The sequence below is a fragment of the Pseudoalteromonas sp. TAP-3C genome (assembly GCF_059888565.1).
This window is the reverse complement of sequence record NZ_CM187618.1, coordinates 2,908,746-2,921,715: the sequence shown is the minus strand read 5'-3', so window position 1 is coordinate 2,921,715 and position 12,970 is coordinate 2,908,746. Positions and strand designations below refer to the sequence as shown.

11 protein-coding genes and 1 tRNA gene are annotated in these 12,970 nt (G+C 40.4%); 9 read left to right on the top strand and 3 right to left on the bottom strand.

Going from position 1 to position 12,970, the window contains the following annotated elements:
• Position 1 precedes the first annotated feature (1 nt).
• The 5 genes from hflC (at position 2) to AC6H44_RS13695 (ending at position 5,230) form a co-directional block, all read left to right on the top strand.
• Positions 2-880, top strand: a complete 879-nt coding sequence (gene hflC / locus AC6H44_RS13715) for a protease modulator HflC (protein WP_500736167.1) — start codon at positions 2-4, stop codon at positions 878-880.
• Between the two features lie 209 nt (positions 881-1,089).
• Positions 1,090-2,403 (top strand): adenylosuccinate synthase, encoded by a 1,314-nt coding sequence (locus AC6H44_RS13710; RefSeq protein WP_500736166.1) that lies wholly within the window; start codon positions 1,090-1,092, stop codon positions 2,401-2,403.
• Positions 2,404-2,526: 123 nt separating this feature from the next.
• Positions 2,527-3,165 carry a tetratricopeptide repeat protein gene (locus tag AC6H44_RS13705; protein WP_500736165.1) on the top strand — a complete coding sequence of 213 codons (639 nt, stop codon included), beginning with the start codon at positions 2,527-2,529 and terminating at the stop codon, positions 3,163-3,165.
• 915 nt (positions 3,166-4,080) lie between these two features.
• Positions 4,081-4,557 (top strand): reverse transcriptase domain-containing protein, encoded by a 477-nt coding sequence (locus AC6H44_RS13700; protein ID WP_500736163.1) that lies wholly within the window; start codon positions 4,081-4,083, stop codon positions 4,555-4,557.
• 4 nt (positions 4,558-4,561) lie between these two features.
• Entirely contained in the window at positions 4,562-5,230 is a 669-nt protein-coding gene (locus AC6H44_RS13695; protein ID WP_500736161.1) for a group II intron maturase-specific domain-containing protein, read from the top strand.
• Between the two features lie 142 nt (positions 5,231-5,372).
• On the opposite strand, the gene AC6H44_RS13690 is transcribed toward AC6H44_RS13695, so the two are convergent.
• Positions 5,373-7,235, bottom strand: coding sequence for a cation:proton antiporter (locus AC6H44_RS13690; protein WP_500736160.1), 1,863 nt, complete (start codon positions 7,233-7,235; stop codon positions 5,373-5,375).
• An 856-nt stretch (positions 7,236-8,091) separates the two neighbouring features.
• On the opposite strand from AC6H44_RS13690, the gene proB reads away from it, so the two are divergent.
• The gene (gene proB / locus AC6H44_RS13685; RefSeq protein WP_500736158.1) at positions 8,092-9,198 is read left to right on the top strand and encodes a glutamate 5-kinase; all 1,107 of its coding nucleotides are present in this window, start codon (positions 8,092-8,094) and stop codon (positions 9,196-9,198) included.
• Complete coding sequence (locus AC6H44_RS13680) at positions 9,195-10,442, top strand: glutamate-5-semialdehyde dehydrogenase (protein WP_500736157.1); 1,248 nt, start codon at positions 9,195-9,197, stop codon at positions 10,440-10,442. Before proB ends, AC6H44_RS13680 begins: the two co-directional genes overlap by 4 nt.
• 205 nt (positions 10,443-10,647) lie before the next feature.
• Here AC6H44_RS13680 and AC6H44_RS13675 read toward each other — a convergent pair.
• A tRNA-Ala gene (locus AC6H44_RS13675) sits at positions 10,648-10,723 on the bottom strand.
• A gap of 169 nt (positions 10,724-10,892) precedes the next feature.
• Between AC6H44_RS13675 and AC6H44_RS13670 the strand changes: the two genes are divergently transcribed.
• Positions 10,893-11,279, top strand: a complete 387-nt coding sequence (locus AC6H44_RS13670) for a hypothetical protein (RefSeq protein WP_500736155.1) — start codon at positions 10,893-10,895, stop codon at positions 11,277-11,279.
• 1 nt (position 11,280) lies between these two features.
• The gene (locus AC6H44_RS13665) at positions 11,281-11,781 is read left to right on the top strand and encodes a prolyl-tRNA synthetase associated domain-containing protein (protein WP_500736154.1); all 501 of its coding nucleotides are present in this window, start codon (positions 11,281-11,283) and stop codon (positions 11,779-11,781) included.
• Here AC6H44_RS13665 and AC6H44_RS13660 read toward each other — a convergent pair.
• Positions 11,748-12,896, bottom strand: a complete 1,149-nt coding sequence (locus AC6H44_RS13660; protein ID WP_500736153.1) for an MFS transporter — start codon at positions 12,894-12,896, stop codon at positions 11,748-11,750. The genes AC6H44_RS13665 and AC6H44_RS13660 overlap by 34 nt on opposite strands.
• Positions 12,897-12,970: the final 74 nt, after the last annotated feature.

Sequence of the window (12,970 nt, the reverse complement as noted above, 5' to 3'; positions counted from 1 at the left end):
AATGAAAAACTTTAGTTTAGTCGTCTTATTGGTTGCTATTGTTATGTCATTCTCATCAGTATTTGTAGTGTCTGAAGGGGAAAGGGCAATTGTACTGTTGTTTAGCAAAGTACAAAAAGACAGCAATGATGAAGCGGTTGTTTATGAGCCTGGCTTAAATTTTAAAGTACCGTTTTTTAGCCAAGTAAAAATTATAGATGCACGTATTCAAACCCTTGATGGTGCACCGGATCGCTTTGTAACTAGCGAGAAAAAAGACTTAATCGTTGACTCGTATGTGAAATGGCGAGTAGTCGACTTTAGCACTTTTTACTTGCGTGCTCGTGGCGATAAACAATACGCTGAAACCTTACTTAAACAAAAAGTAAATAATGGTTTACGTACTAACTTTGGTACCCGTACTATTCGCGAGATTGTGTCTGGCGAACGTAGTGAGCTGATGGAAGAGGCGTTAGTGCAAGCTTCGGAAAGTGCTGGCGAATTAGGGATTGAAGTACTTGATGTGCGCGTTAAGCAAATTAATTTACCCGATGAGGTAAGTAGCTCTATTTATCAACGCATGCGTGCTGAGCGAGCAGCTGTTGCTAAAGAGCACCGATCTGAGGGTAGAGAGCAAGCGGAAATAATCCGTGCCAATGTTGATCGTCGGGTAACGGTTATGCTTGCTGATGCAGAGCGTAATGCTCTTACCGTGCGTGGTCAAGGTGATGCTGATGCAGCTGGTATTTATGCAAATGCTTACAATAAAGATCCTGAGTTCTTTAGCTTTGTCCGATCTTTAGAAGCGTATAAACAAACTTTTAAAGGCAAGCAAGACGTTATGGTGTTATCACCCGATAGCGACTTCTTCCAATATATGAAAGGCGCTAAAGTACAGTAAACACTGCTTTGCTAAATTTTGAAAAGCCCTGCAAGTGCAGGGCTTTTTGTTATCTGCATTTTAAGCCTATAAATTATTGTTATTTATGTGATTATTAGCCAAACATTGATGTTGACTACGTGCGCGAGGAAAAAATAAGCTAAACGGGGTGAACTTTGCTTTAGTTTTCTGGTAAAATCTCGTCCTAATTTTCTCTAAGTGAATTTGCAATGGGTAAAAACGTTGTTGTACTAGGCACCCAATGGGGTGACGAAGGTAAGGGTAAGGTAGTTGACCTCCTTACAGATAAAGCATCTTTAGTAGTTCGTTATCAAGGTGGTCATAACGCTGGCCATACCTTAGTGATCGACGGTGAAAAGACAGTTCTACACCTTATTCCATCGGGTGTATTACGTGACAATGTTAAATGTGTGATTGGTAATGGTGTTGTTTTATCACCAGAAGCGCTAATGAAAGAAATTGGCATGCTTGAAGAGCGCGGTGTACCTGTACGCGAGCGCCTTTTAATCAGTGAAGCATGTCCGCTAATTCTACCTTTCCATGTTGCATTAGATGTAGCGCGCGAAACTGCGCGTGGCGATAAACCAATCGGTACAACGGGTCGTGGTATTGGTCCTGCGTATGAAGATAAAGTAGCACGTCGTGGTTTACGTGTTGGCGATTTATTCAATCCTGAATTGTTTGCTGCCAAGTTAAAAGACGTACTGGAATACCACAACTTCACATTAGTGAACTACTACAAAGTAGATGCAGTAGATTTTCAAAAAACGTTTGATGATGCAATGGCTGTTGCTGATATTTTAAAAGCCATGGTGGTTGATGTAACTGAGCTTTTAGATCAAACGCGTAAAACTGGCGACAACATATTGTTTGAAGGTGCACAAGGCACACTGCTTGATATTGATCATGGTACGTATCCTTATGTAACCTCTTCAAACACTACCGCTGGTGGTGTTGCTACCGGTGCGGGCTTTGGTCCATTACACCTTGATTATGTACTAGGTATCATTAAAGCGTACACAACACGTGTAGGTTCAGGTCCTTTCCCTACAGAGCTATACGACGGCCTTGAAAAACAAGATCCAGTAGGTAAGCATTTAGGTGAAAAAGGTCATGAGTTTGGTGCGACTACGGGTCGCCTGCGTCGTACTGGTTGGTTAGATGCAGTGGCAATGCGTCGTGCAGTCCAAATCAATAGCATTTCAGGGTTTTGTTTAACTAAACTTGACGTTTTAGACGGTTTAGAAACACTTAAAATCTGTACGGGCTACAAACTTGAAGATGGCACTATGACCAACGTCACGCCATTAGCTGCCGAGGGTTACGAAAAAGTAACTCCCGTATATGAAGAGATGCCTGGCTGGTCTGAAAATACAGTAGGTGTAACATCGCTTGAGGGTTTACCTAAGGCTGCAATTGATTACATTAAACGTATCGAAGAAATTACTGGCGTGCCTATAGATATTATTTCTACCGGTCCAGATCGAGTTGAAACCATGATACTGCGTAGCCCATTTGCATAATTGGCTATATATTGAAAAAAGCTGCCAAGTGCAGCTTTTTTTATGCTCATAAAAAAGTGTCGCTGTTAATAGTGGAACAATCTTTGTATATTATTTGGTAAGTTTATTTTTAAAGTGGTTAATATGCATTTATCTTCTCATTGTTTAGTTTGCTCATTGTCAATGTTTGTATTTTCTTTATTTAATATAAGCAATAGCTTAGCCGAAGAAAGTCCCGCAGCGGTGCCGTTGTATACGGAATCTGAGTTAATAGCTTTAATTAATGAAAATACCCATTTAGCCCGTGTAAAGGCAGATAATTGCCAGTTAGTGCAAGATATTGAAGCGCGAGCCAATAAAATGGCATTGCCATCCTATCAATTTTTATATGGTGATATGCTCGCTTATAAGGTATGCGTTGACCGTGATGTGGCTCTAGGTGTGTATTACATGAAAAAAGCGGCTGAGCAGGGCTTAGCGGCTGCATTAGAGCAGCTAGGTCGTTACTACGATGTAGGGCAATTAGTCCAACAAGACAAAACCATGGCAATAACCTACTTACGTGAAGCATCAGCGCAAGGTAATTTAAAAGCGCAGCTGAGGTTAGTTGGTTTGTTTAATCAAGGCTATGGCAGCCCTAGAGATTTTGAAGATGCTTATCGTTGGTTGTTTAATTCGACGGTAGCCGATAAAGCGACACATAAAAAAATAGAGTACGCATTAGCTAAGCTTGCTGAAAAAATGCCAGCCAGTGTGGTTACCCGCGCGCGCTTACCTATGTAAATAAAAGGCGAGAGCGCTTTTTGCTGCACTCTCGCTTTTTGTTTGCCCAGCGAAGCTGGCAAACCCGTCAGGTTGAAAGAAATCTGAATCACCCCGACTGAGGGGAAGATAATCCGAATCGTAAGGGCGTTGCTGGCCAACGGCAGGGTCTGAAGGAAGCGATAGGAAGTTAACAGTACACAACGCAAGTGAACCTGTTTCGGCAGTGTAGGTGGGTAAGCGTGCAAAATAGCGCAAAGCCCGATACTCAGTCAGACCTATACTGTGCTTGAGGGTGGGATTGTTAACAGGGAGCCAGCACAGTAACTGGGGAAGCCTGGCATCTAAACTTAGTGTAAATAAGTGGCCTAAACTCAAGGGGAAACCCAAGGTTTAACGTCGGTGTGAGGTGGCAGATGAACCCGTAGTAGTGAGTAAGGCTAGGCCGATGAAAGCCAGTAATGGTGTGGAGGGCAAAACCAAGCCGACTATCAGCAGTGTGTCTGATAGGGTCAATTTAAATCAAAAGTTTTAATTGATTGCGAAGGGGGGAAGTATTCTTTAAGAGTATGAAAATCAGGAATATCGACGTATAGGTTCACATGTATTTCGACGGAAATAGGCAAGAGATGACGGCTAAGCAGGAATGTGGACGCTGAGAATTAAAGGCCGAGCACGGGAGTAATGATTGACCACTTAGGCAGATTGCCACTGGGCTAGCACACCTAATGTCATCATGAAGGACACCACTATACATCAATGTGAAACGACAGACATACCGCAAGCAAAGGCAATTGATGACAGTTTACTACAGCTTGTATGGGCAATTATTAGATATTAATAACCTGTACAAGGGATTCAAAAAAGTGAAAACAGCAAAAGGAGCTGCCCCTTTTTATTGAAGAAAGTGATGGGCAGTCCATAGCCGCGTTCGCCTTGAATTTAGAAGAAAACTTGAAACAACTGCAACGTGAACTGCAGAGCAAGCAGTATCGCGCGCAGCCGGTCAAACGGATAGAAATACCGAAAGACGATGGCGGCGTGAGATTGCTGGGCATTCCAACAGTTCGCGATCGCATAGTACAACAAGCGCTATTGAACATTCTCCAACCGATCTTCGACATCGACTTTCACCCATCAAGTTATGGGTACAGGCCGAAACGAAGCTGCCATGATGCCATCAGCAAAGCCACGGTATTTATTCGTAAATATCAGCGTGAGTGGGCGGTTGATATGGATCTGTCGAAGTGCTTTGACCTGTTAGATCACGATTTAATTATTAGCAGCGTCAAACGTAAAGTGACAGACGGTAGCATTTTAAAGCTGCTCAATCAGTTTTTAAAAAGTGGGGTAATGATAGGCAATCACTGGGAAGCGAGTGAGGTAGGGAGTCCACAAGGAGGGGGTTATTAGTCCATTGTTGGCGAATATCTACCTAGATGCGTTCGATCAAGAAATGAAAAAGCGAAATCACAGAATAGTGAGGTACGCCGACGACATTTTGATCTTATGCTGCAAAGAAAAAGCAGCGAAACATGCACTCACTGTAGCAACTCAGATACTGGAGAAAGACTTGAAGTTAACAGTCAACCAAAAGAAAACCCATATAGCGCATAGCAGTGAAGGGGTAAAATTTTTGGGAGTGGAGATAGGATGTAATTGGACATGGATCCAAAGGTCAAAACTCAAAGGCTTCAAACAAAAAGTTAAACGATTAACAAAACGAAATAGCGGCATGAACTTAGTTGAAATAATAAAAAGACTAAACCCAGTGGTGCGTGGTTTTGTAAATTATTTCAGTATAGCCAATTGTAAACGAGCATTAACTCAGCTGGCGGGGTGGTTAAGACGCCGATTAAGGGCCATTCAGTTAAGGTTGTGGAAAAATCCAGCGAGATTGCATAAACGACTAAAACAATTAGGGAAAAAGCCGCCATGTAAGTTTATAAAAATGAACTCATGGCGAAACTCCCTAAGTCCATTATCGAGTGTAGCAATGCCAAACCAATGGTTTGAAGAGCTAGGTTTATATTCAATGGAAAAAGTAAGTACAGGATGGCTTGCTCAATCGGCGTTTAGTAAATAAGCCGAAGGGATAGAAGAATACAGGAGCCGTATACGAGGTCCGTACGTACGGTTCTGTGAGAGGGATGAGGCAAAAGCCTCACCCTACTCGATAGGGTCTGTTTACCTTTGCAAATTTAATCTTGAAAGGTAAACCGACCCAGTTATTGCTCGTCTTTTTTATTGTCTTTAGCTTTACTATTGGCTGGATCTTTTAATAGCGATATTTTAGGGGGTTGTAATGCAATTACGCGCTCACCTTCTTGGGGTGGCTTTTCCATATCACTGGTAAAAGGTCTAATTTTAATAGGCGCATCTTCATCACTGTCTTTATCTCCTTTGAGAATAAACAGCGGGATGGCTTCAGAATTCATTTCTAGATACTGTTGCCAGCTAAACTCTTCTGATATTCGCGTTGAACTTACTTTGCCGCCTTTGGCAATTAAACTGCTTAAGCGGGCGTAGGCTCCGTTTTCACCAAATAGAATTTGTCTTGATAAAAAAGTGGCGCTGTCTTTATTTGCTTTAGCGTGAAAAGAGGATGAGCGCAGTGAAAACACATTTTTTTCATTTAATAAATGAGAAAAATATTGTACACCTAGTGCATTATGATGACGATTAGGTGAAAGCGCTAAAACACTGCGGATGGTAGTCAAAGGTAAATAGCGTTCGGCATGTTCTGACTGTGGGTTACCATAATAGCAAGGTAGGCCATCCATACGCGCCATTTTACAGTTTTCCCATGCCGGATCTGATAGATAAACGGGAATGTTTTGCTCTTTTAAACCACGCGCTATGGCGCGGGATACATGATTTGCGCCAATAATTAAAATAGTGTTTGGAGAGGGTTGACGTACCCCGAGTAACTTAGCAAGCGGAATAGCGGTTAAACTTTGTAATACCACAGTAACAATAATGACAGTAAATATGAGTGGCACCATTTTTTCGGCATCGGCCACTCCTGCTTCCATCATACTTAGCGCAAATACAGATCCTACTGCTGCGGCAACTATACCGCGAGGGGCAATCCAAGCAAGCACTAAACGCGATTTCATCGGTAAGTCTGTGCCAAATGTGGATATGGCAATACACAATGGCCGCGCAATAAACAACACAATGGCTAAAAATATAAATACCTTGCTATCAAGCATCATTAAATCAGAAAGCTGTAGCCTTGCCGCTAATAAAATAAACAAGGTTGAAATTAAAATCATCGACAAATCTTCTTTAAACTCAAGTACTGAGTCTATTTCTAAGTCATCTTGATTAGCCAACCAAATACCAAACACAGTTACAGCGAGTAAACCTGACTCATGGCTAATGTAGTTTGAAATAGAAAAACTAATTAACACTAAGGCTAAAATACCAAACTTATGCAGTTCAAATGGCAGCCACTGCCGGCGTATCAATTGCGTTGTAAGCCAGCCTGAAAAAATACCGATACTTAGACCTACGCCAACGGTTTTAACCAGTGCAATTATAGTATGGCTCAATACTTCACCTTGACCTACTAGCATAACGGCTTCAAACACTAACACGGCGAATAAAGCACCAATAGGGTCTATTACAATTCCTTCCCAACGTAATATGCGATCGATATCTTGAGTTGGGCGCATTGAGTTAAGTAACGGGGCAATAACGGTTGGTCCAGTTACAACAAGCACGGCGCCTAGCACAGCAGCCACTCGCCAATTGAGCGCCAATAACCAATAGGCGCTCAAACTGATAACAATACACGTCATGAGCATACCTATAGAGCATAGGTTCCTCACTACTTTGCTTATTCCTTTGAGTTCTCGAAAATGAAGCGTTAATGACCCTTCAAATAAAATCACAGCGACACTTAAAGACACCACAGGAAAAAGTAAATCACCTAAAAGTGCATCAGGGTCTAAAACGCCACTAAATGGCCCCAATAAAAGCCCTGTAAGCAACAAAAACAGAATAGCGGGTACTCTGAATGCCCAAGCTATCCATTGGGCTAGCACTGAACATAGTGCAATACCGGCTATAAAAATTGCTGACATAGAGTGAAAACTCCTTAATGTTAATAGTATTTAAAAGTATAACTGTAAGCTCACAGTAATGCAGCGGGTATATGGGTGTAAATTAAATTCAATTAATAAATATATTTAGTGTTAACGTCTGTTTTTAAAATGTTATCAAATTTATAATCTGTATAATTACTATTTATAGTAGTCTAACTTTATGATTTTTATCATAAAAAATACTTCCCTTACCAATGGCGACCCACTTAGATTGAATTTTAGCCTTGATCTAAACAGCTGTTTTAGCGTATTATACTTCGTGTTCGAATAATTAGTTATCTAAAAAAAGTTTATTGTTAAATAAAGTAAACGTGTTAAAAATAAACATCTTAACCTTCTTAGTTATTGTTTCATCGATGTTTTATATTACTCGAACATAAATTATCATTTACCGAACTCTTTGGTATAGTTTTGCTCAAGGTGTTTATTTGCTAATAGCGTATAAATTAAAGTTTGAGTTGAATTATTGCCTTTCAATATTTAATCCCCATCGTGGCGGTTAAATCTCGGTCCTTAAGTCATCACCCTATCTGTTGGTGTATCAGACTTAAGAGGCTCTATGTATGTTGTTAATAAAAAAGCCACACACAGCTTTTTACAGCGATACATAAACAACACTTTATATTCTTTTAGTTAGTTCGATTCAATTTTTTATTGGATTGATACTATTTATTTTTTGCATCTTAATCTAAATTAAATGTTTTAGAGGTGGTGAACGTGTGTCTGATAAAAGTGTGAGCAATGATAAATAAATTCGACGCTGTGTTTTAAACATAGCGACTTAGTTTCATTCATCTGTGTGATGAATACAAATAAAATGGAAAGTTGAGCATTTATGCAAAAGTTAAATTGGCGACGTATCGTACTTAAAGTGGGCAGTGCCTTGATAGCACCCGATCAAGATGGCTGTCGTTCACGTTACATATTAACCATCGCACAGTTTATTGTTCATTGCCGATCGCGTGGTATTGAAGTTATTTTAGTTTCATCAGGGTCTGTGGCGGCAGGCTCACATTTATTCCCATCAGACAAACCACGCTCAGTGGTAATGAAAAAAGCGATGGCAGCAGCAGGACAAACCGAAATGATAGCCATGTGGGATCGCTTCTTTGACTTCCCTTCTGCGCAATTACTACTGACGCATGCCGACTTGCGTGACCGTGAACGTTACCAAAGTATTCGTGAAACTGTATTTACATTACTTGAACACGGAGTACTGCCTATCATTAATGAAAATGACGCGGTAACAACGGAAGACTTAAAAGTAGGTGATAATGATAACTTATCAGCGATGGTTGCCGCTGCAGCTGATGCCGATGCGTTAATGATTTTTTCAGATGTTGACGGTCTTTTTGATAAAAACCCAAATTTGCATGATGATGCAATATTACTGCCTGAAATAAAATCAATCGATGATTCTATTTATGCCATGGCCGGGTGCGCTACCAGTGCCGTTGGTACAGGTGGTATGAAAACCAAAATTGAAGCGGCGGAAAAAGCCACATCACATGGTATTGCAACTTATATTATTAATGGCTTTAAAGAAGAAACCTTCACCCGTTTATTAGCAGGCGAGAATCCTGGAACTGTATTCTTGCCTTATGAAAAACCAATGCAAGACTCTATCCATTGGATGACACACACCGCAAATGAGCAAGGTGAAGTCGTTGTTGATGGTTCATTTGACGAGTCATTGGAAGGAGAAACCGGGTGTTTACGTGGCGACGAGATAAAAGAGGTTCATGGTGAGTTTGCCGTGGGTGACACTATCTTAGTACGTAGTGAAGATGGTACGCGTTTAGCGAAGGCTACGGCAAATTACAGTAGCTGCTTGTTAAACTTTATTGCAGATAACGAGCAGAGTGAGTTCAGCGAAAAAATGCAGGACTCAATTGGACCAATTATTTCAGAAAAAGACATCGCATTATTGGAGAAGTCATGAGTTTAATTACGGATATATCACGCCAAGCTGCAAAAGCGGCACATACACTTGCTTTACTCGATACCGAGACTAAAAATAAAGTGCTAATTGACATGGCAGCAGCATTAAGAGAACAAAAAGAATTTATTATTAAAGAAAACGAAAGCGATTTGAGCGCAGCTCGCGACAACAATTTAGCAGCGTCAATGATAGATCGCTTAACACTCAATGATGAGCGCATTGAGGCCATAGCTGAAGGCATTGAAGTAATCGTTTCGCTTGATGACCCTGTTGGGCAGTTACGTGATATTACTGAGCGCCCAAATGGGATTAAAATTCGTAAAATGCGTGTGCCACTAGGTGTGGTATGTATGATTTATGAAGCACGTCCAAATGTAACCGCTGACGCGGGTGCATTGTGTTTCAAATCAGGCAATGGCGTTATTTTGCGCGGTGGTAAAGAAGCGCTTAAAAGTTCACAAGCGATTGCGAGCGTAATGCATAGCGTATTGGTTAAACATGGTTTACCAACAGCGTTAATTTCTGTGATACCAGACCCTGACCGTGCATTATTAATGGAATTGATGCAACAACGCGATAGTATTGATTTAATTATTCCACGTGGTGGTGAGGGTCTAATCAACTTCGTAACAGAAAACAGCACAATTCCTGTTATTCAGCATTACAAAGGTGTATGTCATTTATATGTAGATAAAGATGCTGATTTAGAAGTGGCAGTCAATTTATTGCTTAATGGTAAAACCCAGCGAACTGGCGTATGTAATGCGTTAGAGGGGTTAGTGGTTCACCAAGACGTTGCAGATGAATTTTTAAACCTGTGCGCAGTAGTACTTCGCCAAGAAGGTGTAAAAATTAATGCAGATGCAAAAGCAGCTACGTATTTTGATAATGCCACTGTGCTTGCTGATAACGAATTTGGTGAAGAGTACTTAGACTTAGAAATTGCTATTCGTATCGTCCCAAGTTTTGATGCTGCTGTTGAACACATTGATCAATTTGGTTCAAATCATACAGAAGTTATTTGTACTAAAAATAGTGCAGCTGCCGAGTTGTTCCAACGCAGTGTTGATGCGTCAGTTGTAATGGTCAATACATCATCTCGTTTTTCTGATGGTTCGCAATTAGGTTTAGGTGCAGAAATTGGTATTGCAACTTCTAAACTTCATGCTTATGGGCCTATGGGCTTAGAGTCATTAACGACAGAAAAATACTTAGTGAACGGCGAAGGCCAAATCCGCGAATAACGCGTAGTAAATTAATATTAATGCCGAGCTATGCTCGGCATTTTTGATTTAGTGGTGAAAGGTGGCTAGTTTTAAAGCACAAGCTGAAAGGCGAAAAATACAAGGTAGTAATATACAAGTTGCTGATTTTGAATGCGAGATAGGAGTATCGAGTCGAGGTATTAATATAGATGTCAGACGGTATAAATAATAAAGCCTAGGAAAATGGTGGAGCTAAGCAGGATCGAACTGCTGACCTCCTGCGTGCAAGGCAGGCGCTCTCCCAGCTGAGCTATAGCCCCACATTCCTATTTACATATGCTGTAAATGCTTAAATGCTTAAATGCTGAGTCTTAAGCGTACAAACTTTAAATATTTTTCCGATTTTGGTCAAGTATTTTTTCACAAATTTTTCTGTTTTCGCTAATTTTTGTTAAACTGGGCCAATATTTACTAAAACGACAATATAAAATGAAAAGATACGCTTTAGTTTTCATGGTTTTTCTTTTTGGCTGCGCCAGCTCGGTTGAAGAGCCACCATACGAAATTAATAATAAACAATTTTATGATACGCTCGATGAGCAAGGCAATAAGCTGTTTGCCTATGTTGTTTCTGTAAAGGCTAAAAGCCGTGAGCAAATTAATATTAATAAAAAGCTAACCCGAAGCGATATAAAGCATTTTGCTGAGCAAGAGCATTTTGAAGAGTCGAGTGTATTAAAATTGCAGTTAGAAGATCAAGCGGTAGAGTTTCTTAATAAAGAGCTCGCCCAGCGTGACTACTGTACTGATAAACATGAAATAAACGAAGTGCTATGGCGTGATTTAAGTGTGCAATTAAGAGGACGTTGTTTGTAGTATGTTGGTGGATAAACAAAAGTTAGCGGCTGTGTTAGCTCAACTAAATATTGAATATGACGTGATTGAACATCCAGCATTACAGGGTAGTCTAGATGCCGATGAACTGATGGTAAGCCGCCCCGGAACACGTTTAAAAAATTTATTTTTACGTGATAACGAAGGTCAACGCCATTTTTTAGTGATCACCGCCCATGATAAACAGCTCGATTTAAAATCACTTTCTAAACAGCAAGGTCTATCGCGTTTAGGGTTTGCTTCTAATGAGCGCTTAGCGAAATACCTTAAGGTAGCGCCGGGTTGTGTATCGATGCTCAGCTTAATGAATGATAAGCAACGAGATGTAACACTTTGGCTTGATCAAGATATTTGGTTTGGCGACTTATTTCATTGTCATCCGTTTGAAAATACTCAAACATGGTTACTCACTAAGGCTAATTTGCTACGCTTTTTTGATTTTACAGAGCATCAGCCTCGAGTAATGTTTTTGCCCTCTCGCTGAGCCCACAAAATAAGCCCCAGCCCACATAAGCAAACTGTGAGCAGTGTTACCATAAACGCGGTTTGCCCGTGTGCTTGATAAACGATACCAGGCAATAATGATCCTAGTGCGCCGCCGCTGTAATAGAATGAGACGTAGCAGCCATTGGTAACACTGGCCGGGGCGTGACTAATTTTATTAACCAAGGGTGCTGCAGTGGAATGAATCACAAACATAGCGCCACAAAATAGCGTAAATGCAATCAAAAATAAGGGCAGTGAATGACTCATCAATAGCACAATGCTGAGGTTGTAAAACACGAACACCGCAACCAACAAGTACCAAGCTGAGGTCATTTTTTTTAATAACCAAGGGGTGAAAAATGAGGCTAAAGCACCGATTAAATAACCACTATAAACCAAGCCAATATCGCGAGTATTATTAATTAAAAAGGTATTTTTTAAAATAAAGGGCAAGTAGTTTAATAGTGCGGCAAAACAAAAAAACATACAAAATATGGCACCATATAGTTTAAGTGCTGAGCCCTTTTTAAGCTGTTTTATGTAATCCAATGGCGATAATACTTGGTCTGATTTGGCGAGATTAAAGCGTTTATGGGGAATACTGAACGCGAGTATTATTAACATGCTAGCAATCAAATAATAAAAACTTTGCCATGACCAAAAATCACTAAAAAGCGCCGCCAAAACACGACCAAAATAGCCACCGACAATCGTGCTGCCAATATACAAAGTCATGTTCTTTTGTAATATATCTGCTTGATAAGTAATGCCAATATAGCTTGTCATGGCGGTTAGTGCTGCGGGCAAGGTTAACCCTTGTAAAAAACGAACCAATAATAGTAATTCAAAGCTCGGGGCAAAAATAAACAATAAACATCCGATACCCAGTAGTAGCATAGCAAAGCGTAATATTAATAAAGGGTTTCGCTTGGTTAAAAAAAGTCCGTACACTAAAGGGGCAATGGCTAAAGGGAGCATAGTGGCTGTCATTAGGCTGCCCGCAATGGCAGGGGCTACATTAAATTCAGTGGCAAATAAACTCAATAATGGCTGTGGTGCGTATAAAACAAAAAAAATAAAAATAGAACAAATCAGTAAGTGAGGTAAGCGCATTAGCTATCATTTACATTGCTTATTAGTTGTGCTGTATTATATGCAAAACTAACAAGACTTTCATAAATTAATCT

What these genes read in the sequence shown, in the direction of transcription:
- hflC (WP_500736167.1), top strand. Translation starts at nt 2, where the DNA reads ATGAAAAACTTTAGTTTAGTCGTCTTATTGGTTGCTATTGTTATGTCA.
- AC6H44_RS13670 (WP_500736155.1), top strand. Translation starts at nt 10,893, where the DNA reads ATGAAAAGATACGCTTTAGTTTTCATGGTTTTTCTTTTTGGCTGCGCC.
- AC6H44_RS13665 (WP_500736154.1), top strand. Translation starts at nt 11,281, where the DNA reads ATGTTGGTGGATAAACAAAAGTTAGCGGCTGTGTTAGCTCAACTAAAT.
- AC6H44_RS13690 (WP_500736160.1), bottom strand. Translation starts at nt 7,235, where the DNA reads ATGTCAGCAATTTTTATAGCCGGTATTGCACTATGTTCAGTGCTAGCC.
- AC6H44_RS13660 (WP_500736153.1), bottom strand. Translation starts at nt 12,896, where the DNA reads ATGCGCTTACCTCACTTACTGATTTGTTCTATTTTTATTTTTTTTGTT.
- AC6H44_RS13705 (WP_500736165.1), top strand. Translation starts at nt 2,527, where the DNA reads ATGCATTTATCTTCTCATTGTTTAGTTTGCTCATTGTCAATGTTTGTA.
- AC6H44_RS13710 (WP_500736166.1), top strand. Translation starts at nt 1,090, where the DNA reads ATGGGTAAAAACGTTGTTGTACTAGGCACCCAATGGGGTGACGAAGGT.
- proB (WP_500736158.1), top strand. Translation starts at nt 8,092, where the DNA reads ATGCAAAAGTTAAATTGGCGACGTATCGTACTTAAAGTGGGCAGTGCC.
- AC6H44_RS13680 (WP_500736157.1), top strand. Translation starts at nt 9,195, where the DNA reads ATGAGTTTAATTACGGATATATCACGCCAAGCTGCAAAAGCGGCACAT.